The sequence below is a fragment of the Mesorhizobium sp. B2-3-15 genome, assembly GCF_006442875.1.
Classification (GTDB): Bacteria; Pseudomonadota; Alphaproteobacteria; order Rhizobiales; family Rhizobiaceae; genus Mesorhizobium; species Mesorhizobium australicum.
Genome location: NZ_VFVO01000004.1, coordinates 22,756 through 47,088, shown reverse-complemented (window position 1 = coordinate 47,088; position 24,333 = coordinate 22,756). Strand labels below are relative to the sequence as shown.

The 24,333-nt window shown below is 63.5% G+C and carries 16 protein-coding genes; 13 read left to right on the top strand and 3 right to left on the bottom strand.

Features of this window, described 5'->3' with window-relative positions:
* The first annotated feature begins 11 nt into the window (after window positions 1-11).
* The 8 genes from tssK to FJ954_RS09705 are packed head-to-tail and all read left to right on the top strand — an operon-like array spanning window position 12 to window position 10,989.
* A complete protein-coding gene (gene tssK, locus FJ954_RS09740) occupies window positions 12-1,346 on the top strand; it encodes a type VI secretion system baseplate subunit TssK (RefSeq protein WP_140661232.1) in 1,335 nt (444 codons plus the stop codon).
* On the top strand, window positions 1,346-2,674 hold the full coding sequence (gene tssL / locus FJ954_RS09735; protein ID WP_140661231.1) for a type VI secretion system protein TssL, long form: 1,329 nt from the start codon (window positions 1,346-1,348) through the stop codon (window positions 2,672-2,674). The genes tssK and tssL (FJ954_RS09735) overlap by 1 nt, the downstream gene beginning before the upstream one ends.
* Before the next feature lies 1 nt (window position 2,675).
* Complete coding sequence (tssM, locus tag FJ954_RS09730; protein WP_140661230.1) at window positions 2,676-6,218, top strand: type VI secretion system membrane subunit TssM; 3,543 nt, start codon at window positions 2,676-2,678, stop codon at window positions 6,216-6,218.
* Entirely contained in the window at window positions 6,200-6,742 is a 543-nt protein-coding gene (gene tagF / locus FJ954_RS09725) for a type VI secretion system-associated protein TagF (protein WP_140661229.1), read from the top strand. Before tssM (FJ954_RS09730) ends, tagF begins: the two co-directional genes overlap by 19 nt.
* The gene (locus FJ954_RS09720) at window positions 6,742-7,845 is read left to right on the top strand and encodes a DUF2169 domain-containing protein (protein ID WP_140661228.1); all 1,104 of its coding nucleotides are present in this window, start codon (window positions 6,742-6,744) and stop codon (window positions 7,843-7,845) included. The genes tagF and FJ954_RS09720 overlap by 1 nt, the downstream gene beginning before the upstream one ends.
* The gene (locus tag FJ954_RS09715) at window positions 7,842-8,885 is read left to right on the top strand and encodes a 3-oxoacyl-ACP synthase (protein WP_140661227.1); all 1,044 of its coding nucleotides are present in this window, start codon (window positions 7,842-7,844) and stop codon (window positions 8,883-8,885) included. Before FJ954_RS09720 ends, FJ954_RS09715 begins: the two co-directional genes overlap by 4 nt.
* Entirely contained in the window at window positions 8,882-9,931 is a 1,050-nt protein-coding gene (locus FJ954_RS09710; protein WP_140661226.1) for a DUF4150 domain-containing protein, read from the top strand. Before FJ954_RS09715 ends, FJ954_RS09710 begins: the two co-directional genes overlap by 4 nt.
* A complete protein-coding gene (locus FJ954_RS09705; protein ID WP_140661225.1) occupies window positions 9,928-10,989 on the top strand; it encodes a hypothetical protein in 1,062 nt (353 codons plus the stop codon). Before FJ954_RS09710 ends, FJ954_RS09705 begins: the two co-directional genes overlap by 4 nt.
* 25 nt (window positions 10,990-11,014) lie before the next feature.
* Here the strand turns inward: FJ954_RS09705 and FJ954_RS09700 are convergent, their stop codons facing one another.
* From FJ954_RS09700 to tssI, 3 genes are read right to left on the bottom strand one after another with little or no spacing between them, the layout of a single operon-like run.
* Window positions 11,015-11,353, bottom strand: a complete 339-nt coding sequence (locus FJ954_RS09700) for a hypothetical protein (RefSeq protein ID WP_140661224.1) — start codon at window positions 11,351-11,353, stop codon at window positions 11,015-11,017.
* A complete protein-coding gene (locus FJ954_RS09695) occupies window positions 11,353-11,775 on the bottom strand; it encodes a DUF6484 domain-containing protein (protein WP_140661223.1) in 423 nt (140 codons plus the stop codon). Before FJ954_RS09695 ends, FJ954_RS09700 begins: the two co-directional genes overlap by 1 nt.
* Window positions 11,776-11,783: 8 nt before the next feature.
* Window positions 11,784-14,111 carry a type VI secretion system tip protein TssI/VgrG gene (gene tssI / locus FJ954_RS09690; protein WP_140661222.1) on the bottom strand — a complete coding sequence of 776 codons (2,328 nt, stop codon included), beginning with the start codon at window positions 14,109-14,111 and terminating at the stop codon, window positions 11,784-11,786.
* Window positions 14,112-14,338: 227 nt separating this feature from the next.
* Between tssI and tagH the strand changes: the two genes are divergently transcribed.
* From tagH to FJ954_RS09665, 5 genes are all read left to right on the top strand, one after another.
* Window positions 14,339-15,418: a type VI secretion system-associated FHA domain protein TagH gene (gene tagH / locus FJ954_RS09685; RefSeq protein WP_140661221.1), complete on the top strand. Its 1,080-nt coding sequence runs from the start codon at window positions 14,339-14,341 to the stop codon at window positions 15,416-15,418.
* Window positions 15,419-15,840: 422 nt separating this feature from the next.
* The gene (gene tssL / locus FJ954_RS09680; RefSeq protein WP_348641124.1) at window positions 15,841-17,193 is read left to right on the top strand and encodes a type VI secretion system protein TssL, long form; all 1,353 of its coding nucleotides are present in this window, start codon (window positions 15,841-15,843) and stop codon (window positions 17,191-17,193) included.
* Window positions 17,190-20,729: a type VI secretion system membrane subunit TssM gene (tssM, locus tag FJ954_RS09675; protein WP_181177789.1), complete on the top strand. Its 3,540-nt coding sequence runs from the start codon at window positions 17,190-17,192 to the stop codon at window positions 20,727-20,729. Before tssL (FJ954_RS09680) ends, tssM (FJ954_RS09675) begins: the two co-directional genes overlap by 4 nt.
* Before the next feature lie 135 nt (window positions 20,730-20,864).
* A complete protein-coding gene (locus FJ954_RS09670) occupies window positions 20,865-21,644 on the top strand; it encodes a PP2C family serine/threonine-protein phosphatase (protein ID WP_140661219.1) in 780 nt (259 codons plus the stop codon).
* Window positions 21,641-24,322, top strand: coding sequence for a serine/threonine-protein kinase (locus FJ954_RS09665; protein ID WP_140661218.1), 2,682 nt, complete (start codon window positions 21,641-21,643; stop codon window positions 24,320-24,322). The genes FJ954_RS09670 and FJ954_RS09665 overlap by 4 nt, the downstream gene beginning before the upstream one ends.
* Window positions 24,323-24,333: the final 11 nt, after the last annotated feature.

The window sequence follows — 24,333 nt, the reverse complement described above, 5'->3', positions numbered from 1 at the left end:
AAAGTAGCGGCATGAGCGATGCAAACAGGGTGCTGTGGTCGGAGGGCCTGTTTCTCAGGACCCAACACTTCCAGCAGCAGGATCGGTTCTTCGAAGGCATGGTGCGCGGCGCATTGCGGGCCGGCCAGCTCCATACTTTCGGGTTCCAGCAACTGGCCCTCGACCAGTCGCTGCTCGACGCCGGTCAGGTTTCGATCGTGTCCGCCCGGGGCATTTTCCCGGACGGCACGCCTTTTTCCATTCCCGACCTGATGGATGCGCCGAAGCCGCTACCGGTCACGCCCGACACGGGCGCCGGGCCGGTGCTGGTCGCACTGCCGCTCGAGCCCCCCGGAGGCGTGGGATTCGACCCGGCGCATGCGGCCTCGACGGGCGCGCGTTACCACGGCAAGATCGTATCGGTGCGCGATGCCGTCCAAATTGGCGGCGATCCCGAGGAGATCGAGATCGCAAGGCCGCAAGCGGCGCTGCTTGCGCCCGGCAAATCGGTCGGCGGCTATACCGCCTTGCCGATCGCCGATATAAAAGGTGTACGCGCCGACGGCGGCATCTCGCTCGACGAGACGTTCCTGCCGCCGACGCTGATCACCGGCGCCGTCCACTGGTACAGGCAATTGCTGCAGGAGGTCGTCACCGGCCTCGAGCAGATCGGCGAAGCGCATGGCAAGATGGTGATGGGCGGCGCCGGCCGTAGCGTCGAAGACCTCTTGATGCTGCACCTGGCCAATGCCGCTCGCCCGCGCCTTGCCCATATGCTGGCGCAGGATGTCTTTCATCCCGCCGAACTCTATCTCGAACTTGCCGGACTCGCCGGCGAGATGGCAACCTACGGCTCGAGCTCGCGCCGGCTCGGCGACCTGCCGGCCTACGACCACATGGCCCCCGGCCCCGCCTATATGGCACTGGCCGACGCCTTGCGTTCGCTCATCCTCAGCCTGCGCTACATCGAACCGAAATCGCGCGCGCTGCCGGTGATGCGGCACGCAACCAATGTCTGGAAAGTACGCATCGACAACCCCAAGCTTTTGCTCGCCAGCCGGATCGTCATCCGCGTCGGATCGGAGCTTTCGGAAGACGCGCTGCGCAAGATCTTCGTCAACCAGGCGACAGTCGGCGCCGCGGACCAGTTCGAAGGGCTTTGGAAGTCGCGCCTGCCGGGCATCCCGCTCAAACCGCTCCATTCGCAGCCACGCGAGATTCCCTATGATGGCGACCGGCTGTGCCTGGAGCTCGATCAGAAGAGCGAGCATTGGGCCTCCTTGCTGGACGCGCCCGGATTCGTCATTGGGGTGTCGGGTGTCCTGGACAGCGAGCCCCAGGTCGACTGCTATTCGGTGAACAGGTGATGAGCCGGGATGATCCTTTCGGTCTGTCGGAGGATCGCGAGCGCACGCGCATCAGGCTGGCGGGCGTTGCGCCGCGACCGCTCGCGCCGCTGACGCCAGGCGCTCCAGTCAAGAGGGCGCGCTTCCATCCCAACCCGCTCATCAACATCTTCGCGCCACTGCTCGAATTCGCCCCCGAGCTCGAAAGCGCTCTGGCGCCGGAAAACCCCGAAGCAATGCGCACACGCCTGCTCGACGAGTTGGTTCAGGCGCGCGACGCCGTTATGGCAGCGGGCTCCTCGCTGGAGCGCGCCGATCAGGCGGCATGGGCCGTGGCGGCATTGCTCGACGACCTTGCGCTCAACACGCCATGGGGCGGCGCCAGCGCCTGGCCGCGCCAGCCGCTGGTGGTCATGCTGCGTGGGGACGTCGATGCCGGCACCCAGTTTTTCACCCGCCTTGACGAGCTGGAGCGCCATCCCAACCGCGACCGCGAGATGCTGGAGCTTCAGTATTACTGCCTGGCGCTCGGCTTCCGCGGCAAGTATCGGGTGCCCGGCCGAGCCGGCGACCGCTCGCTCAATGGCGTGCGTGTGGCAGCCGCGCGCGTCCTGCGCAATGCGGACGCGGACGGCGCGCCGCTATCGCCGAACTGGAAAGGCGTAATCGCTTCCGACGAGCCACAGCGCTTCATCGTCCCGATATGGGTGATGGCCCTTGCTGCAATTGCCATCGCCGCCGCCGCTTATATCGGCCTATCGATGAGCTTGAGCAGCCTGGCGGTTGAATTGTCCGCACTGGTGCGCACCCTGCCGCCGGCATCTCGCGCGGACGTTACCCGCGCCGCACCAAAGCAGGATGCGCCCGAACCTGAGCCGCCACAGGCGGTCGATTTCGCGCTTTTGCCCGCATTCAAGGCTGAAGCGCCGGCAAGCCTCAAGGGCGCGCTCAGCGGCACCGAAAGCGTCTCGCTGGCCAAGCTGATCATCCAGTCCTCCAACCCAGAGCTCTTCCAGTCCTCGCGGCCGACACTGTCCCAAGGCTATGAGCCGCTGATCGCCTCGATCGCCAAGGTGATCCTCGCCAACCAGGAGCTGATTGGAAAGATCACCATCATCGGCCATACCGACAATGTTCGCCTGCAGCGGTCCAACCCGCTGGCGAGCAACCAGCGGCTCTCGGAGGCACGCGCGCAGACCATAGGGGACCTCCTGGTGCAGGCTGGCGTGCCACAGGCGCGCATCCATTCCGAAGGCCGCGCCGACACCGATCCGGTGGCCGACAACTCGACGCGCGAGGGCCGCGCGCTCAACCGGCGCGTTGAGGTCCTGGTCGAGAAGAGGCTCTGAGATGTTCATCCTGCGCTTCCTGTGGGCGGTCATCACCTCGCGATTTCTGTGGACCCTGATCGGCATTGCACTGCTTTCGCTGTTGATCTGGGTGTTCGGCCCGATCGTAAGGGTCGGTCCTTACGCGCCATTCGAATCCGACAATGTGCGCATCGCCATTGTCGCCGGACTGATCATCTTATGGCTGATCTGGCTGATCATCGCGCAACGGCGCGCCATCCGCGCCAATCGCATGTTTGTCGCCGAGATCGCAGCTCCCGTAGCCGAAAAACAGCTCACCCCTGGCGAGGAGAGCGTTGCAGCCGTCGGCGCCAAATTCGGCGAGGTGATGGCCGAGCTCAAGCGGCGCAAGCTCGGCGGACGCAAGTTCCTGCGCGAGATGCCGTGGTATGTGATCGTCGGACCTCCGGCCACCGGCAAGACCACGGCGTTGCGCCAATCGGGTCTCAATTTTCCAATCGACCTCACCGATGATTTGCAAGGCGTTGGCGGCACGCGCAATTGTGACTGGTTCTTCTCCGAAAACGCGGTGCTGATCGACACCGCGGGCCGCTACGTCCAGCAGGAGAGCCAGCCGGACGTCGATGCCGCGGAATGGCTGGGCTTCCTTGACCTCTTGAAAAAGCACCGCGGCCGCCGAGCGCTCAACGGCGTCATTGTCGCCCTGTCGATCGACGCGCTCTCGGAGGGCGAGGAAGCGATCAAGGCGCACGGCCGCAAGATCCGCCGCCGACTGGCCGAGCTGAATGATCGGCTGGAGATCCGCCTGCCCGTCTACCTGATGCTGACCAAGGCAGATCTGATCAAAGGCTTCGAAGCCTTCTTCGGTGGCTTGTCGACAAGCGCGCGCGAGCAGGTATGGGGAACAACCTTTCCGCTCGAGGCCCAAGTCAACGCCGGCACGATCCAGGCGGAGCTATCCAGGCTCGCCACCGAGCTGGAGCGGAGGTTGGTGCCACGCCTGGAAGACGAAGACAAGCTCGCCTCGCGCGCCGAGATCTTCCGCTTTCCAGCCCAGCTGGCGAGCCTCGGCGAGCCGATCAAGACATTGATCGAGGCAATATTCGGCGAAAGCCGCTATGAGGAAGCCGCCTGGTTGCGCGGCCTTTATCTAACATCGGCGACCCAGGAAGGCGCTCCCATCGACCGGCTGACCGCGGCGTTGTCGTCCTCCTTCGGCCTGCCGCCGCGCCGCGCCATGCCGGCGGCGCGGGTCGAGAGGCGCAGCTTCTTCCTCAGGAACCTTCTGACCGAGGTTATCTTCAAGGAGGCCGGCCTTGGTACGTTCGATCCGCTGGCGCAGCGTCGCCGCGCCTGGATCTGGCGCGGGGCTGCCGCCGCCTGTGCGCTCGCGGCTCTGCTGGCCGGCGGCCTGTTCACCTGGTCCTACCTCGACAACCGCAATGCGATCGCCGAACAGGCTGGCCAGTTCGAAGCCCTACAGCGGCCGCTCACCGAGGTGGCCGCCATGCCGGCTGCGGTCGAGCAGCCGACCTTGGATGGCGCGCTGGCGGCGATGGGCGCAGTCGCGACGGCACGAACGCCGCCGCCAGACGGCGTCCATAACCTGCTCGGGCCGACCGCGTCGGCGGAGTTGATGCGCGCACAGACGGATACCTACGACCATGCCCTGCGCAACGTGCTCGAGCCGCATATGGTCGCCCTGCTCGAGGCTACGATGTGGCGGCAAATCCGCGATCCGGATTTCATGCTTGGCGCGCTGAAGACGTACCGGATGATGACTGGCCTGTCGCAAATGGACACCGATTTCGTCCAGAACTGGTGGGTGAACAGTCTGCCGCAATTCGCGCCGGCGCCGCCCTTCCCCACGGCCGACGCCGAAGAGCACCAGCTTGCCGCTATCGGCCGCATGGCAGTCGATGACAGCTACATCGCCCCCGACAAGCAACTGGTCGCAGAGGCGCTGAAGACTGTGTGCACGATCTCGCTGCCCGAGCGCGCCTACAGGCAACTCCTGGCCGACCCGGAAGTAGCAGCCGTCAAGGAATGGGTGCCGGCCAATTTCGCCGGGCCGAACGGAGGCAAGGTGTTCGCGCGCCGTTCCGACAAAACACTGCGTGTTGGCGTTCCAGGCCCCTATACCTATGCCGGTTTCCATGACGCGGTCCTCGACCGAGTCGAGGATGTCGCCGGCCAGGCCGCGTTGGACCGGGCGGTGTTTGCCGGCGGCTGCGCGGAGAATTCGGAGACGTCGGTCTCGGCGCTCTCCCAGGACATCCTGAAGCTCTACTACGACGACTATATCGCGCAGTGGGACTCTTTCCTGCGGGACATGCGGCTTTCACCGCTGACCGATCTCAACATTGCCAGTGAGAACCTCAAGGATCTGTCAAGCGCCGACTCCGCGCTTAAGCGCCTGTTGACGGCAGTGGTGCAGGAGACCGACCTCACCCGCTCCGACGAGGCGCCGGCCGAGGGCCAAAGCGGCGCTGCCGCCAAGACCGGTTCGAAGCTGCTGAGCAAGCTTGGCAAGCTCGGCAAGGTGGTGACCTCAGGCGCCAAGCTCCTGCCTCGCGCCGGCTCCGCCAAACAGGTGGACATGACCGGCAGCCTGGTGGCTGACCATTTCAAGCCGCTCAAAGGCACCATCGCACAGGTCGACGGCCAGCCGCCGGCGCTCGACGCGGCGATCGTCGCGCTTACGGCGCTGTCGAACGTTCTGCAGACGGTCACCGCCAATCCCAACCCGCAGGATGCGATCAAGAAGCAGGGAGGCCTTGCCGAACTGACAGGCGCGGTTGCGAGACAAGCACAGATCCTGCCCTCGCCCGTCAACGACTGGCTGGGCGGTATTGCCGGCGACACCAGTGGCCTGTCGCAGAAGGCTGTAACCAACGAGCTCAATGCCATCTGGAGGGCCGACATACTCCCCTTCTGCCAGGCGGCGCTCAACAACCGCTATCCATTCAGCGCCGACAGCGCGGTCGACGTTAATGTGCGCGACTTTCAGCGCCTGTTCGGGCCGACGGGCCTGATCGATGCTTTCATCAACGACCATCTGATCAACTACGTCGACACCGCCAGCGAGCCGTGGAAATGGCGGGCCGATTTCGGTCTCGACCCGGCGGCGCTCGCAGCCTTCGAGCAGGCCAGGCATATCCGCGACGACCTGTTTCCAGGCGGCACCGGCCCGGTGATGAATTTCACCCTCGAACCCAAGGACCTCGCACCCGGCGCGGCGCGGGTTACGCTCAACCTCGATGGCCAGAACCTCGTCTACTACAACAATGCCACCCGGCCGCAGCCGATGACGTGGCCCGGCAAGGACGGCACCGGGGTGATCTCGCTTGCCTTCCAGCCGGTCGACGGCTCGCCTGAAGTGATGCTCAACGAAACCGGCAGCTGGGCCTGGCTCAGAATGCTGCGCGGCGGCCGCTTCGCCGCGACCAAGCTCACCGACGTCTACAGCCTGCGGCTCGGCACGAAGGGGATGTGGGCCGACTTCGAGCTCAAGGCGGCCAGCGTCGAAAACCCCTACACGCTCGAAATGTTCAAGAAATTCACATGTCCGCCGCAGATCTGATCGTGCCCGGCTTTTACGGCAAGATGCCCGCCACCGGCGATTTCGTGACCCGGCGGCTGCCGGCGGATTTCGTGCGTGGATGGGACCGCTGGCTGGCGCAGCATATCGTGCCGCTGTTCGGACTTGAAACCTGGCCGCAGCACATTGCGCTGCGTTTCCTCAGCGGGCCTGGTTCCTTCGGCGCCGCGGCCGGCATTGTACTGCAAAGCACCGACAAGGTCGGCCGGCAATTTCCACTGAGCGTTGTCGCACGTCTTGATGAAGCACCGCTGAAGCTTGCTTATACCGATGCCTGGTTCGAAAATATCGAAAAAGCTGCCTTCGCCGCGCAACGGGGCGAGATGACGCCGGACGAGCTCGACGCGGTGCTGGCCAGCCTACCCGCGCCGGTCGTCGATGGCGAGGGCGATGTCATCGACGATCTCGTAGCGTGGACGGCGCGTACGGATATTTTCGATGTCGACCAGCTGGCGCCGCAGCCGGTGCTGGAGCAGATCGCCGCCAGCCATATGGAGGCGAGCTGATGCAGATATGGAACCAGATGGGCTATCCGCATCAGTTCACCATGGGCATGGACAAGGCCGGCCACGAATGGATCGTGGTCGTGGTCAAGGGCACTTTCGATTTTCCGACGAAGCCTGGCGGGTTGGTGCAGAAATCGGCCGAACAGGTTCCGCTGGTCATGGCCGACACGCAAACCGGCGTGCCCGGCTATTCGGCAACGTTGTGGGAGACAGACTTCGCCTTCCGCAAGCCGCGCTGCGATGTGATCGCCAATGGCTGTGCCTACGCGCCGGGCGGGCGTCCAGCCGAGCGCGTGCCGGTCGGCATCAAGGTCGGCAACTGGTCGAAGCTGTTCGAGGTCGTCGGGCACCGCGAGTGGCGCGCCATCGGGCCTTTGTTTACCGCTACGGCTCCGCAGCCCTTTCTGAAACTGCCGATTTCCTACGACGTAGCCTGGGGCGGCGTCGACCGACTGGACCCAGAGGACAAGCTTCCCGCCAGCTACAAATACAACCCGGTCGGAACCGGCTGGTCGCGCACCAAGAACCAGCGTCTAGTCCCGGGCCTGCGGCTGCCCAACACGCAGGCGGTCGGCGAGGAAGTGCGCTCACCCTTTGGGGACTACAGGCCGATGAGTTTCGGGCCGATGGGGCGCGGCTGGCCCGGCCGCATCGAATATGGCGGCACATATGACCAGAACTGGATCGACAATATTTTTCCGTTCCTGCCGCCGGATTTCGATGAACGCTATTTCCAGATGGCGCCACCTGACCAACAGATCGACTCTCCGAGAGGCGGTGAGGACGTGCAGCTGATCAATCTGACGCCGATGGGCAAGGAGGTTTTCCGCCTGCCGGCGCCGGCGTTGCAGATGACCTTGTTCAAGGAGCAGGACAAGGTGTTCGACGGTGAACTGTCTCCGGACACCATCCTGTTCGATCTAGAAAATCGACGATTCTCGCTGGTTTGGCGGTTGCAGCAGCGGCTCAAGCGCACGATCCTCGATTTTTCGGAATGCTGGATCGGGCCGCCGACGCAATCCATGCTGCGCGCACGAGGGACCGGGCGAACTTATGTCCGTGCAAACGGTGCTGACGCGGAAGAAGAAATCGAGGAGGCATGACACTCGAGCTCGACATCATTTCGATCGGCATGGTGACCGCGGTCGGTCTCGACGCCCCCTCGGCGTGCGCCGCGATGCGTGCCAAACTCGACGGCTTCCAGGAAACCCGCTTTGTCGGCCCGGGCGGCGGCTGGCTGGTCGGCGCCCCGGTGCCGCTGCCGCGCAAGTTCACAGGGGAGAAACGGCTGGCCCACATGGCTGCGGCCGCCATCATCGAGGCCTTCGAGCTCGTTCCCGAGGCACGTGGCACCGCAGCGCTCATCCTCTGCCTCGCCGAAGAAGACCGGCCCGGCCGGCTCGCCCCGGAAGCCGCACGCCTCGCTGCGCGCATCGCCGAGATCACCGGCATCGCCTCGCCGTATCGAACGCGAATCGTCGCCCACGGCCGGCCCTCCGGCCACGTCGCACTCGACCAGGCCCGTCGGCTGCTGGCCGACCGCAGCGTACCTTACGTGATGATCTGCGGCGTCGACAGCTACCTGGCGGGACTAACGATCGACCACTATCTGGCCGAACGGCGCCTGCTCACCCCAGACAACCCTAATGGCTTCATCCCCGGCGAAGCTGCCAGTGCTATCCTCTGCACCCGCCCAGGCAGCGGCACCATGCGCCTCCTCGGCCTCGGCCTGGCCCGCGAGCCGGCCTATATCTACAACCGTACCGATCTTCCTCTCCGCGGTAACGGCATGACCGCAGCCTACCGCATGGCTCTGGACGCCTCGGGGATGGAAATGCGCGATGTCGGTTACCGGATTTCGGATCTTATCGGCGAGAGCTATTTCTTCAAGCAGGCAGCGATTGCCTCGTTGCGGCTCGTCCGAGGCCATCATGGTTTCCAAGACTTCTGGAGCCCAGCTGAAAGTCTCGGCAATGTCGGAGCCGCTGTCGTGCCGATGACGGTTGGCATGGCCATAACCGCTGCCATGAAAGGCTACGACCGAGGCGATCCGGTGCTGATCGAGTCTTCGGGCGACGACGGCGCCTGCGGTGCGATGCTGTTGACCGCGGGACGAATGCCGCGGAGGCGGGTCGCCGCATGACCGTGTTCGCGAATGGGCTCGAGATCGCTTGCAAGGCGCAGACCAATCAGGTGATCGCGGCCTTTCCAGATGTCTGCTTCACGCCGCCGCAGACGCCGGCTACGCCGCCCGGCGTGCCGATTCCCTACCCAAGCTTCGGCACGGATTCCGACACGGACAAAGGGACGAGCACAGTCAAGATCGGCGGCAAGACCGTCACGCAGAAGAACCAGTCCTACTACACCAAGACCACGGGGACCGAAGCGGGGTGTGCGCCGAAAAAGGGCGTCGTCAGCTCGCAAAACACCGGCAAGGAGTACGCCGAAGCTTGGTCCGGCAACGTCAAGATGGATGGAGAGCCGATCAGCCGGTTTACGGACATCTCAACGAATAACCATGCCTCGCCGGTCGGCAATGCGCCGCCCTGGCCGAAGGTCGCGGCCGCCGACCTGAAACCCGGCCAGGACGCGGACTGCCTCGTCGGTTCCTATGATGACATCGCCGCTGCCTGCGCGAACGCGAAGCCTCCCGGCGAGGCGCATCATGTCGTTCCGGACAAGACCTGCCGCACGGGCACGCGGGACCAGGCGATTGCCGCTGAGGCGGCCGGCGCCTCGACTATCACGCGGACCTTCGGCAGGCAGAAGCGGAACATCGGCGAGCGCGTGAAGAACGCGCCGTCGATCGGTGAAGGCGTCTGCATCTGTGTCAGCAAGTCGGCGCACAAAAAGATCCACAAGAAGGAGCGGGCAGCGCTCAAGAAGCTCGGGCAGAAGGTACCGGCCAATCTGAAAGGCGCGGCCAAGAAGGCGCATATTGAGACCATGAAAAGCAACGGCACCTGGAACACCGCGAAGCTCGGTGACATTATCGCTGAGTCGAAGAAGTCGATAAGCGACATCAAGCAGGATAAGAACGGCAATCCAACGGCCGCGTGCATCGCGAAGGCGAAGGCCGCGGTAACCAGGCAGACCGCAAACATCGGGCCGAACCAGGTCGGCCGCACGTCAGGGACGCTTCCTAACAAGGCGGCGGCGAGCAAAATGCTGAACACGACAATATCATGAGCGACTACAATATCTGGGCGGCCTGTGCGCTGTCTGCCGACGGCTTCGCAATTTCGACCGGCCTGCTCGAGGACGGGCCGCAGTTCAGCAGGCTTACGCTCCACCGAGCGCCGGGCATGCCTGAATGGAACTATTTGCATTTCGAATCGACGCTCGTGTGGCTGACGAGACTCGACGGCTGGCGTCACGGGGCGTTGCTCGCGGCCCTCGGCATCGACGGCGATGTCAGCTTCGTCGGCCAGCAATTTGCCAGTGAGCAGATTCCGGATGCGGGCGCCGGCGACGACGAAGAGGGCCGTGGCTCGATGAGCCAAATTCGGCAATTGGGCGACGAACTGATTGCCTGCGGATACGGTTCGCAAGTCTATGTGCGCGACACACGGGACGCGTGGACAAGAATAGCCGGCTCGGATGACGAGGCTTTGGGCGACAACGCCTTCGAGGCCGTGGCGCGAAACGCGAATGGGGAGTGGGCGGCTTGCGGCAACACCGCCGCAGCCTTCCGTGAGCCGACCGTCGCCGAGCAAGCCGAACTCGACCGGATCGCAGAGACAGGCACGATGCCCCAATACCTTGCCGCGAAGGAGCGCTTCGAGACCCAGTTGGCAGGCGAAATCGGCTGCCTGTACGTGCGGAATAAACGCCGCTGGACGGGCGTGGACCTACCAGGCAACACCTATCTTGAGGATGTTGTCGTGCTAGAGGACGGTCGCCTTCTAGCGGCGGGCGGCGGTGGTCTGATCGTCGCAGGTCGGGATCCCCATGGCTTCGAGGATTTCTCGCAGCCGGGCTTCGCCGAGAACTACCATTCCATCTGCCTAGTCGGTGGCCGGCCCCACCTTCTTGGCGATACGGTGATCCATGTCCTCGGCAAGGATTTGCAGTTGGAAGAGGAGATTGGCCTGCCGGACGAACTGCAGAGCCCGTTGCTCATTGATGTCGCGGATGGCGTGCTCTGGTATTTCGATCACAAGGGGGTCGCCAAACGGCGGCAAAACGCCTGGGTCATCACGGATCTGCCGGACGACGTATGGGAAGAAGTGCGTCACGATGGATAATCGGGCGCGGCAGCTTGGTTAGGATCTACACCCCGTTCGCCCCGAGATATTCTCTGACCTTTTTGAGGTCCAGCTCTGTGACCGGGATCGGGCGCTTCGCCTCCAGCATGCGCACGACGAACAGCTCGCCCGCTTCGGGATATTCGGCGAACCGTTCCTGAGCGATCCGCTTGCCGTCCGGTCCCGCCACCCACAGCCCGTCCAAATGCGCCTCCAGCCGCTCGACCAGCCGCGCGAGCCGCTCAGCGTCCATGTCAGGATTCTCATCCGGGTGAAGCAGGTGCCGGTCGTAGACTGTCCACAGGAACGCCGCCATCTCCGCGTGCTGGCGCACGATTTTCGGAAGGACGGGTGCGCGCGGCATCAGTTGAGGTTGACCGAGCCACCGCGGATACGATTTGCCGCACTGGCATGGCTGGTGACATATGTGCCGCGAATGGTGATATGACCGTCTTTTTCCAGGATGATGGACGCTTTGCCGCAGCGGAGTTCGACGCGTTCCTCACCATGGATCCGCACCTGGCGCCCGTCACTGAACGCCCGCGGCCGCGAGTCGCGGGTCGGATCGACAATGCGTCCGACGATCAGCGGAAGTAGTGGATCCCCCTCCTCGAACAACAGTGCCACTTCGGAGGCGATCGCGTCCGGACCCAGCGCGACGAGGCTCTTCGCCTTGAGTGCGGTCTCCTTTGGATTGCCTGCAAATACGACCAGCGGCGCGGCTTCCTCGAAGCCCAACAGAACGCCGATAACGACACCCTCGATCCGCGATTTCAACGCAACCATTTCGAACCTCAATTCTGCAGGATGTTGCTGCCCTTCATGACGATATCGCTCGAAGCGTCGACATTGATCTTTCCCGAACCTTTGACCGTAATGTCCTTTCCCTTGATGGTGATCGTTCCATCCTTCTTCATAAGGATCTCGGCACCACCGGTCTTGATCGTTATCGAGTCCTTTGCTTCGATGGTCAGGTTCTTGCCGACCACCAACCCCGCATCCTCGCCGACTTGGGTGAGGCTCTTCTTGCCGATCTTGAGTTCGTGCGCCCCGTCGATCTGGGTCGAGGCATCCTGGCTGACCTTGACGGTCCATGTCTTGCCAATCTCGGTGTTCTGCGCGCCGCCGATTTTGAGGCCCTGATCGGCGCCGATCTCGATACTTTGGCTGGCCGCTACATTCCAGCTATCATCCGCCCCAATATCGTGGCTCTGCTCCGCCCCCACCGTAACCGAACGTGAAGCCCCGATCGTGTTCGACTGCGCTGCGCCGACGCTCCGTGTCTCGGCCGCCCCTACCGAATCCATACGCGCCGCGCCCACAGTCACCGTCTGCACCAGCCCCACCGTCTGCGAGTGATTAGCGTCGATGTTCTCCGTCGAATTGGCGACGACGTGGATCGTCTCGTTCGCCATTACCGTCAGCGATCGGTTCTTACCCACCGTCTCGGAATCGTTCGACCCGATATTCGTCGTCTGGTCGACGCCGATCTTGACCGTCTTGTTGTTGCCGACGTCCTCGTCAAGGTTATGGCCGACGGAGTGCTTGGCGTCATGGTCGATGCGGTCGGACTGGTCGTGCTGTACGGTCTTGTTGCGATCGTGCTTGATCAGCAGATGGTGGTCCTTCTGCGCCTGGAAATTGACCAGCTCGGAACCAGCCTTGTCCTCGAACATCAGCTCGTTGTAGCCGCCGCCGCCTTTCGAGGAATTGGACTTCCAGCCTGATTGCGTGGCGTTGCCCGGCAGCGCGTAAGGCGGCATCTCCGATGCATTGTAGACACGTCCGGTGATGATCGGCAGGTCGGGGTCGCCCTCGATGAAATCGACTATGACCTCCTGGCCGAGGCGAGGGATTTGGATGAAGCCCCAGCCGCTGCCGGCCCACGTCTGCGACACACGCACGAAGCAGGACGAGTTCTGGTCCTTCTTGCCGAGGCGGTCCCAATGGAATTGCACCTTCACCCTCGCGTATTTGTCGGTGAAGATCTCCTCGCCTGACGGGCCGACGACGGTCGCGGTCTGCGGCCCGCGCATGATCGGTCGCGGCGTGATCCGCAGCGGCCGGTAGGGCAATTTGGTGGGCGCAACGCCCAGCACGACCCTGAAGTTCTCGCTGTGGGCTTCGTTCTGGGTCCGGTAGCCCGGATCGAACAGCCGGTATTCGGCGCTGATCACCAGATAGTCCTGGTTCTGGTCGTCGCGCGGAAAACTTTCCAGCGTGAACTTGCAGCCTGAAAAAAGGCCCCGGACGGTTCCCACCGCCGTGCTGTGCTGGTGCACAGCCTGGAGTTCCTCGCGCCGGATACCGGCAATCTTATCGCCACGCCCGACATCGAGATGCGCGCCGGGCTGACGGTAGTTTTCGCCCGAAGCCTCCTGATGGGCGAAGGGCTGAGCGGATTTCGCCATCAGGTCAGCGCCGGGCTTCTCGAAATCATAGTCTGTATGAACGTAGGCGCCTGGACGCACGGCGCTGCCCGGAATCCATTCGGTAATGTATTCAACATCACGGCGCGAGCCGTGGCCTTCGAAATTGTAAAGCACCTTGTCGTAGCCTGGCGCCGGCTTCAGCTTGCTCATGGCATCGCACAGCACCAGCGTGTGCTTGCCCTCGTTGTGCTCGAAGAAATAGAAGATCCCTTCGTGCTCGAGCAGCCGCTGCACAAAATCGAGATCGCTCTCATCGTACTGCACGCAATATTCGCGCGAGGGATAAGACCCCTGCAGCCGCTTCTCGAACTTGGCGATGCCGTATTTCGAGAAGATCTTTTCAACGATCTCGACAGCGGTCATGTTCTGGAAGATGCGGCAGTCGGTGGTGTTGCCGAGAAACCAGAGCCATGGCCTGACACTGGCCTCGTAATAGGTCAACCGATCCTCTATGCGGGTAAGTTTGAAATCCGACACCAGACCGCTGAACCAGCGCTTTGGATCGGATTCGCCTTCGACGGAAACGACGCCGCCCAGCATCTTCAGCGGATCGATCTCACGGCTCTTGCTGACGAACCCCACGGTATAGGCGAAACATCGGCTGATCTCATCACGGCCAACGAGATGGGTAAATGTCAGCACATCGGCCCCAACCGGCGTCTGTAGAACCGTGGCACGTTCATTCGGCATGGGTCGTGCCCCTCCTCGACGCGGCAGCCGGGATGATGGATTGAAGCCCCGCTCCGTGAACGGCATCACGTTCACAGCATCTGACCGCCGCAAGCTAGCATACCTTCGACGGAGACCAAATAAAAGCAACGCATGAACCTGGCGAGCATTGTTCGTGAAACCCGCCTCTCCCACTGCGCCGGCAAGCTGCTAGAATGCCTTGGGATTTCAGCGGACAGTGGCTTCGAATGTTCATCTCGCTTCAGATCAGCAATGTCGACCGGCTACCGCCAGGGGTCGCCGCGAGCTATGCCGCCCGCGACCGTGGCTTCGAAATCGGGCGCGAAAACTGCGACTGGACGCTGTCCGACCCTGCCAAATTCATCTCGGGGCGGCATTGCGAAATCCGTTATCAGACGGGCTCGTTCTGGCTATACGACCTCTCGCGCAACGGCACTTTCGTCAACGGCTCCAGCCAGCGCCTGAATGCGCCGCATCGATTAATCCGAGGCGACCGGCTGCTGATTGGCCATTATGTCATCACCGTTTCGATCGACGAAGAGCCCGTTGGCGCCGGTCATCCGCAAGCCAGGACCGGTTCGACGCAACGCGAGTTGCCGGCCTCGACGGGACGGTCGCTTGAGCCCGGCAGCGCACCGTTGCCCACTCCGGCAGAACACAGCCCTGGCCAGGCAGCGAAAATGTCGATGTCGTCGGCGCCGAGCCCCGGCCCTGACGTCCCAGTCAAGCAGCCGGCGGAAGCCGACCGGATACTTGGCGATATCGCCAGGGCGGCCGGCTTGTCGCCGGAGCTGTTGGCGTCGCGCGACCCGCATGACGTCGCTGCCGAGATCGGCGCGGTCTTGCGAACCACAGTCGAGCAGTTGTCGTTGCTGCTCAAGGCGCGCGCGGCGGCCAAGGTCCTCGCCAAGAGCGCGCATCGCACGATGATCGGCGCCGCGGACAACAACCCGCTGAAATTCGTGCCGGGCACCGACGATATGCTGGAGATCATGTTTGCCAAGCGGCGGGCAGGTTATCTGGATGCCAGACGCAGCATCGAGGATGCGTTCGACGATCTGAAGACCCACGAGATCGCAACCTACGCAGCCATGCAGGCCGCGCTCTCAAGGCTGCTCGACGACTTGTCGCCGGAGGCAATCGCCAGAAGAATCCCGCCCGCCTCCTTTTCATCCAGGAAGAGCCACGCCTGGGATGCGGTCGTCGCGACGTGGCGGACGATGGAAGACAAGCACGAAAACGGCATGCTGGATGTCTTTCTTGCCTATTTCGCCGAAGCCTACGCCAAGGCTGGCAAGCAGAAATAGCCTTGCACCAGATGGCGTTGCTAGCACTCGCTATGCAACATCATGGAAAAGCCGCTTCCTTGACATCCTGCTTTCCGATTTCAATCGGCTTCCTGTGCGACTAGAATGGCATAGGAGCGCTTGCCAGGCTGGCAAGCGGCGCGGCTTGGGGCGTGTGCAGGAATGTCATGTTTCGGCAAGATCAGACCTTCGATCCGGCTCGCTGCTGATACTGAGCCTCGTATGCCGCTTTCCTCCTGTCTGAAAGACCCCCGTTGGACTTCGGCGGTGGTGCGCCGATGAGCTCGAAGGACGATTCCTCCGAGCCTCCGGATAAAACCGTCATCCGCGTGCCACGGCCGAGGCAAAGGCCGCTCGTGGCTCCCGCTGGTTCCGGTGTGCAAAGCGTGCCCCCTGTCCCCTCACCGGCCAGGGAATCGACCGTGTTCGACCCCGGCGCCGGCCGCCAGTTGCCCCCCGGCTGGTCGTCGGGAACTGTTGTTGTTCAAGACAACGAAGCGGTGGCTGCAAAAGGACTGTTGCAGCAGGATGCCTTGCTCCACGCCACCGCTGGCGTGAAGTATGCCGCGGCCAATCCCATCCTTGCCGCCGCAGCCCCCTTGCTCATGCTGTTCGGCCAGTTGCGGCTGATGCCGGTCGAACGCCAAGCGGCCGCGTTGGCCGAGCATATCGCGGACAACATCGATAGCTTCGACCGTGCCACGGCCAAAGCCGGAATTGCCGAACAAGACGCGCGGATCGCCAAGTTTGCGCTTTGTGAAACCGCTGACGACCTCATCGGCAATCTGCCCTGGCCGGACAAGCATACCTGGCTGCGGCACAGCATGGTGATGAAGTTCTTCCACACGCAGCCGACAGGGACCGGCTTTTACGAGGCGCTGAACAATATCCTCGCCAAGCCTGAAAGCCATTGCGACCTGCTCGAATTGATGCATGCCTGCCTTTCGCTGGGCTTCCAAGGCCAGTATCGGGCATTGTCGGGTGAGCGCAACACACTCGAGCGCGTCCGGCGCGACGTCTACGACACACTGCGCTATTTCAGGCCACGTGCCGCAGACGAGATTTCGCCCAGGTGGCAAGGCATGGCGGCGGCGATGCCCAGGCCAGCAGGGCGGCTGCCGCTGTGGGCGATCGCAGCGGCAGGCGCGACCCTGGTGACGGTAGCCTTTTTCTGGCTGAGGATATTGATCACTGACGAAGGCGATGTCACTGCCAGCGAGTTGCTGGCGCTCAATCCATCCAGCCCGGTTATGATTGAACGGGCCAGCGTAGAGGCGCCCGCCGAGCCGGCGCGAGCCGACCCGCCACCACCTACGCCTGCGAACACCACGCAGATCGACCGCATCCGCACCGCACTCGCCAAGGAGGTCGCGGGCGGTGGACTGAGCGTCGGCACCAAGGGCGAGTTCATCGTCGTAGAGATCAGCAGCCAGCTCTTGTTCGTGCCCGGCCAGGCCGGGGTAACGGTACAGTTCCAGCCCATCGCGACAGACATCGCCTCGGCGCTCGATGCCGAACCCGGACCGATCAAAATCGTCGGCCATACCGACAACGTGAAGCCGAAGAAGTCGAGCCCATTCAAGTCGAATTTCGATCTTTCTGTTGCACGTGCAAAAGCGGTGCAGGCCATGATGGCCAAGCAATTGAAGGACCCGTCGCGCCTGAGCGTCGAAGGCAAGGGCGAAGACGAACCCATTGCCGGCAATGCGACCGCCGACGGCCGGGCCAAGAACCGCCGCGTCGACGTGATACTCCCAAAGCAGGACGCGTTATGAGCCGGCGCGGCGAGGAGCTGATCGGCTGGGTGCTGCGGATCTTCAGCGCGCTTGCCCTGGTCGGCTTCTCGGCCGCCGTCTGGTATGCCGGACCCCTGATCCGCTTCGCCGACACCCGCCCGCTTGGGTCGGTGTGGCTCAGGGCTCTCATCATCGGCACGACCGCCATCGTGCTTGCGTCTTTCTACGGCATTCGCTTCTGGCAAAGAGGCAAGGCGCAACAGGCGCTCGAAACGGCCATTGTGCGCGGCGACGAGCGCAACGACGATTCACTGGTGCTCGAAGCGCGCATGAGCGAAGCCATCGCGACGCTCAGGCGGACGAGCCGCAAGCGCAACTTCCTTTATGATGTCCCCTGGTACATCGTCATCGGTCCGCCAGGCGCCGGCAAGACGACGGCGCTGGTCAACTCCGGCCTCAACTTTCCGCTTGCGGGCTCCGGCAACGCCCAGCCGGTGACTGGCGTCGGCGGCACGCGGTCATGCGACTGGTGGTTTACCGATGAAGCCGTGCTGATCGATACGGCCGGCCGCTACACGACGCACGAATCGGACCGCGAACGCGACCAGGCGAGCTGGCTTGCATTCCTGGGATTGCTGAAGAAAACCCGCCCCAGGCAACCAATCAACGGGGTGATCCTCGCCATCAGCCTCGCCGATCTCATCAGCCTCGACGACCAGCATATCGATGCGCATGTCACCGAGATAAGGAGCCGTCTGCGCGAATTGCACGAGACGCTCAAGATCCAGTTTCCCGTCTATCTGCTTTTCACCAAGGCCGACCTCTTGTCGGGCTTCATGGATTATTTCGGCGGCTTTGATGACGTGCGCAGGCGCCAGGTATGGGGCGCGACCTTCCAGACCGCCGATCGCACAAGGAACATGGCCGGCGAGGCAGCGGCTGAGTTCGACGGCCTGGCGCAGCGCTTGGCAGAAGAACTCGTCGAGCGCTTGCAGGAAGAGGCCGACCCGGTGGCGCGCATCGCCATCTTCGACTTCCCGGCGCAGTTCGGCGCCCTCAGGAACCGGACCGCGCATTTCATCGGCAGTTTGTTCGATGCCTCCCGATCGCGGGTGAATGTCAGCTTGCGGGGCCTCTATTTCTCCTCGGGTACTCAGGAAGGAACACCGTTCGACCAGGTACTGGGCACAATCGGGCGCAGCTTCGGCACCGCCTCGCAGGCGCATCTTTCGGGCACCGGCAAGAGCTTCTTCCTGCACGATCTCTTGACCAAGGTGATCTTCCCGGAATCAGGTTGGGTATCTTTCGACCGGGTGGCCGAGCGGCGCGCCAGACTTGCGAGATTTGGTGGCCTCGCCACGATTGCGCTGGCGACGTTGACGGCGCTCGGCGTGCTTGGGCTGAGCTTCTTCGCCAACCAGTCCCTGATCACGTCCACCAGGCAGTCCATGGCCCACTATCGCGACAGCGCCGATGCGCTGCTCAAGAGCACTATGGTGAGCGACGTCGACCTCGAAAATGTCATCGGCGCGCTCGACCAGTTGCGCAACCTGCCAGCGGGATTCGAGACCGGCGACCAGGGAAAGCCGATCGAGGAGACGTTCGGGCTTGGCCAGCGCGACAGGCTGCTGTCGGCCTCCAAGGATGCCTATCGGCAAGCGCTCGAGCGGACATTCCGCTCGCGGCTCCTGGTGCAGGCGGAGCGGACCATCCAGGCCAAGATTGCCGATCCAATCGCGCTCTACGAGCCGCTGAAGATCTACCTGATGCTCGGCGGAAAGGCTCCGAAGGTCGATAACGAGTTGATTGTTTCCTGGATGAAGCAGGATTGGGAAGTGAACCGCTATCCGGGCGAGAACAACCGCGAGGGCCGCGCGCAGCTCGAAAAGCATCTGCGCGCGATGCTTGCCCTGGACGACGCCTACGATCCCGTCTTCGAGCTCAACCAGCCATTGATCGAAGCCGCGCAGCGCTCGCTTGGCCGCATGAGCCTTGCTGACCGCGCTTCGGCGCTGATCAAGTCGGCGGTCTACGCGGCAAGGCTGGAGAGCTTCCCAGTCGCAGCAAAAGCCGGCCCAGAGGCACAGCTCGTGTTCGAACGCGCGGATGGCGGCGATCTCGCGGATCTCGACATTCCCGGGCTTTACACGCGCGACGGCTTCAACCGTTTCTTCCTGCCACAGCTCTCGCGCATCGCGCAAATCCTCGTCAACGACCAATGGGTGCTTGGCGGCGGCGGGGAACAGGGCGGCATCGACCAGGACCTGCCCAAGCTCGGTCCAGAACTAATCGATCGCTACGGCAAGGAATTCTCCGCCGCATGGAACGGCGTCCTTGACCAGCTGATGTTCAAGGCATTGCTCGAGGACAAGCCGCGATATCTAGCGCTTTCCGCTCTCGCCGCGCCAGACTCGCCTCTTGCTCAGCTCTCCACGGCGATCGCCGACGAGACCGCGTTGACAAAGGATAAGATGATCGAGGGCGAAGGCGGCACGGCGCAAGAGGATCTCGCCAGCATGGCCAAAGGCCTGGCTCGCATCGGCCTGCAGATCGCCGGCAAGTCGCAGAGCCGTGCCGGCTCTGGCTCGGCTGTCGCACACAGTGCCGGGGCGAACGTCGAGGCGCAGTTTCGATCGTTCCAGTCCCTGGTCAGCGGCGCAAACGGAGGGCGGCCAATCGATGCGTTGACGCGGAATTTCCGCGATATCTTTCAAAGCCTGAGGCTTTCGGCCGATGATCCTTCACAGACCGAACGCGTCAACGCCAACCTGCAGCTGCAGATCTCCACGCTGCGCGCCAATGTCTCGCGTCTTCCGAAGCCGCTTGCGCGCATGGTCAACGCGGCAGCGGACGAGTTTGCGGGCAATGTCGCCGAAGCCTCGCTGGCCAACCTCAACCAGAACCTCGACCAGACGGTCACACGAGCCTGCGAGGAGGCGGTAGGCGGTCGCTATCCCTTCGCAAGGGACGCCACCCAAGAGATTTCGATACCGGATTTCGCCAAGCTTTTCGCACCGGGCGGGCTGATTGACCGTTTCTTTGCGCAGAACCTTGCGTCGCTGATCGACATGAGCGGTCAGGAATGGACCTGGAGACAGGATGCCCGCGCCGGCCACGACTTGGCGAAATCGACCCTGAAATCCTTTCAGTCGGCCGCAGAGATCCGCAGCGCCTTCTTTCCGTCCGGCGGCTCTGTGCCCTCGGTTTCGATGACCATCACGCCGTCTACGCTCAATGGAGACGCAGACAACGCCGTTCTCAACATTGACGGCCAGACCGTCCAGAGCAGCCAGACGGGCAACGCGCCCAGCACGGTGACGTGGCCAAACAGCACTGCCTCGGCTTCCGCCAGCCTCACCTTGATGCCGCAAATGCCCGGCCGCGACTCGGCTATCAAATTCGAGGGACCTTGGGCGTTCAAGCGTCTGCTGGACAAGGCGACCATCACCGCCGGCGGCGAAGCCCGCTTCGTGATCGGCGGACGCGACGTCGCTTACATGATCCAGACCGGACCGGCGGCAAATCCCTTCCTGTTGCCAGCCCTGGTCGACTTCAGCTGTCCGAAGGCGTTCTGACATGGCCTTGTTCAAGCGCAGCGGTGGCTGCGGCACTCATTTTGGTACTCTAATGGATGCGCTTATGGCAAAGTGGCCTGGGCACGCTGCCCGGGGTTGGTCACAGGGGACGCTCGCGAAGCGCTAGGTGGCAAATTGAGCACTGTCGCCCTTTCCATCGAAAGCTTCGGCGTGACCCATAGAGGCTGCGTTCGCGACCACAACGAGGACAACTACCTGATAGAGCCGCAGACCGGTCTCTGGGTGGTGGCGGATGGCATGGGCGGGCACGAAGCCGGCGAGGTCGCGTCGGCCAGCATCGTCGACCATCTGGCAACGATCGGCATCGCGAGCTCGGCACCCGACCTTCGTGCGCGCTTCGAGGACCGGCTGAGCCGCGCCAATTCCGAGATCCGCGAGATCTCGCGATCCCGCGGCATCACCATCGGCTCGACCTTCGCCGCCTTGCTTGCCATGGATGGACGGTTCGCCGGCCTGTGGGCCGGCGACAGCCGCATCTATCTGATCCGTGACGGGATAATCTTTCAGGTCTCGAAGGATCACACCGAGGTCCAGGAACTGGTGGATCGCGGCATGATCAGCGCGCAAGAGGCGCTTACCTGGCCGCGCCGCCACGTCATCACCCATGCAGTCGGGGTGAGCGACGAGCTCGAGATCGATTTCCAGCAGGGCGAGCTGATGGCGGGGGATGTTTTCGTCCTGAGCACCGACGGACTGACGGCTCATGTCAGCGACGCCGAGATCGAAGCCGCAGTCAGATCGGCAACGCCACAGGCGGCGTGCCGGAGCCTGCTCGAGACGGTGCTGGCGCGCGGCGGCACCGACAATGTAACCATCGTACTCGTGAAGATCGGCGGCGGGCGCAACGGTGCGCCCCATCTGGATCGGTCCGGACCGGAGAGCCTGGCGAGATGAGCGACGACGATAAGACCCGGATATCGACCAACGTCACCTATGCCGGCGCCGGCACGCAGCTCAGCGGCATCTACGAACTCGACGAGAGGATCGCGTCCGGCGGCATGGGAGAAGTCTATCGCGGCCACAACATCCAAACCGGCGATCACGTGGCGATTAAGATCGTCCTGCCCGAATTCGCCCGTGACCAGACGATCCTGTCGCTGTTCCGCAAGGAAGCATCGATCCTCAACCATCTGTCGCATGACGCGGTGGTTCGCTATCACGTCTTCACCATCGATCCGAAGATCGGCCGCCCCTACCTGGCAATGGAGTTCGTGGACGGCCAATCACTGTTTGACGTGATGCGTCACGGAGCGATGCAGGGGGAAGACGTGCGGCGCCTTTGCCATCGCTTGACCTCGGGGCTGGCGGCTGTTCATCAGGCGGGCGCGATTCACCGCGACCTTTCGCCGGACAACATCATCCTGCCTGGCGGGCGGGTGGAGCACGCCAAAATCATTGATTTCGGTATCGCTCGCTCGGCGACCGCAGGCGGTGAAACGCTGATCGGTGGGAAGTTCGCCGGCAAATACAATTACGTATCGCCCGAACAGCTCGGCCTCTATGGCGGCGAGGTCAGTGAACAGTCCGATATCTATAGCCTCGGCTTGGTACTCGCCGCCGCACTGCGCGGAAAGCCACTCGACATGAGCGGCTCGCAGTACGAGGTCATCGAAAAACGCCGGACCGTCCCAGACCTGTCTGACATCGATCCCGAGTTCCACGATCTCCTGGGCGCCATGCTGCAGCCCGACCCGCGCGATCGGCCCGCCAGCATGGCCGAGATCGCCAGGGCGACGCGTGGCGAGGATGTCGAGCTCACATTGCCGCCCGTATCGTATGGTTCGCGGGAACGCTCCGGCTTGCCGCGCGCCGGCTGGACGGCACTGCCCACCTCCAGGCTCGAGCCTTTGGCATCTCCGGGCGAACAACGCTTTGTCGAGCATGTCCGGCCGGCGCATTTGTCGCAACCAGAGTCGGCGCCGACGCCCGGCACGACCGTTCCGGCTAAGCCGCGAACGCCGGGGCGGATGCCGGCCATCGCTGGCGCCCTGGTGACGCTGGCGGTCCTGTTGGGGGGCGGCCTTTATGTCAGTGGCATCCTGGCGCGGCCCCCGGCCGAAGAGACCCTCAAGCCTCTGACATCAAAACCGGTGGTGCAGAAGCCGCAACCGGAAGCATCGCAATCGCTGCCATCATCACCGCTGCAGCCGGAGCCGTCAAAACAAGACAACGCTGCCACCGACCAAACGGCAATGCCACCTGCGCTGCCGGATGCTCAGGTGAAGACCACAATACCGGCCGCGGACCAGGCGGACGCAGCAGGCAAGCAGAAACCGCAGCAGGCCAAGCCCCTCGAAATGCCGGTGCCGACCCCGCGCCCCGAGCTGCCATCGGCAACAAAATCACAGCAGGTCGCCGGCCAGGAGCCGACGGGCCAGCCGGTGACCGCCGACAGGCAGGCGCCTATGGTGCCGCCCATCGGCGAGACCGCACCATCCATGGCTCAACCCGAAGCAACGGCTACTCCGCCGGTCGAGATCAAGCCTGCCGAGACGCCAACCGCGACCCGGTCAAACGCGGTGTCGGTGCCAAAGCCCGAGGCGAAGGCGAACCCGCCGCAGCCAGTCGGCGAGCCGCCGGGGACGTCGGCGCCAAGCCCGACGCAGGCAGAGGGCAAGCCGGCGCGGGAAGCAAACCCGCCGGCGACGAAACCAAGCGCAACCGAGCTGGTCGATAAGCTTTCCAAAATGGCAAAGCCGGAGGCTTCCTCGCCGACGATTGCGCAGAGCCCAGTGCCGGCGCTGCCGGCCAGCCCGCCGGCTCAGCCGGTGCCGCCGACTGCGATCGCCAGCAAGCCGCTGCCAGCTGCGCCGTCCGAAGCGGCGAACACGCCGCAGCCGTCCCAGCAACCGCGGCCGCCGTTGACCACGCAGCCCGAAAACACCGACGTCGCCATCAACATGCCCAAGCCGGCGGTGCCGCCAGCCGCGGCAGTCGACGAGACGGCGCAACGTGCGTCGTGGGTGCGCGACTTCAGTGGCGGCGACTGTTTCTACGCGTCGCTGACTTCCCAAAGCGCCAGCGCCGCCGCAATCGAAGGCTTCGCAACAGCCGTGCAGCCCTTCGAGCAGATGCTCAATGACTTTCAGTCGAGGTTCCATCTCGAGCCCGACATCAGCGTCCGTGTCATCGACCAGCCCCAGTGTGAAGTGACCAGGTTCCTGCGCTTGCTCGACCGCAACCAGGTGGAAAGGCCGCAACTGGTTCTCGACCGGACGGCGGTGCCGGACGGCGCGCCGATCATGGGCACGCTGGCAACCCATGGCGGGCTCGTTTCCAACGTCATGCTGATCGACCACAGAGGCATCGCCTTCAACCTTGATGACCGCATGGTGGCGCAAGCCGACAAGGCGACTTTCAGCATACCGATTGGTTTGGGCGCCGCCGACAAGGCGGCCGGCAAAGCCCTGCCGCAGATCATGCTGGTGATCACCGGACCGCACGACATTCGGGCCGCGAGCTTCTCCAGGCCGACACCAGCGTCCGACCTTTTGCCAAAGATTCTCGAGGAGATCGAGGCCGACGGCTCGCAATTCTCCGCCGCCGCGAAGTATTTCAGGCTCGGCGGATAGATATGAACGCC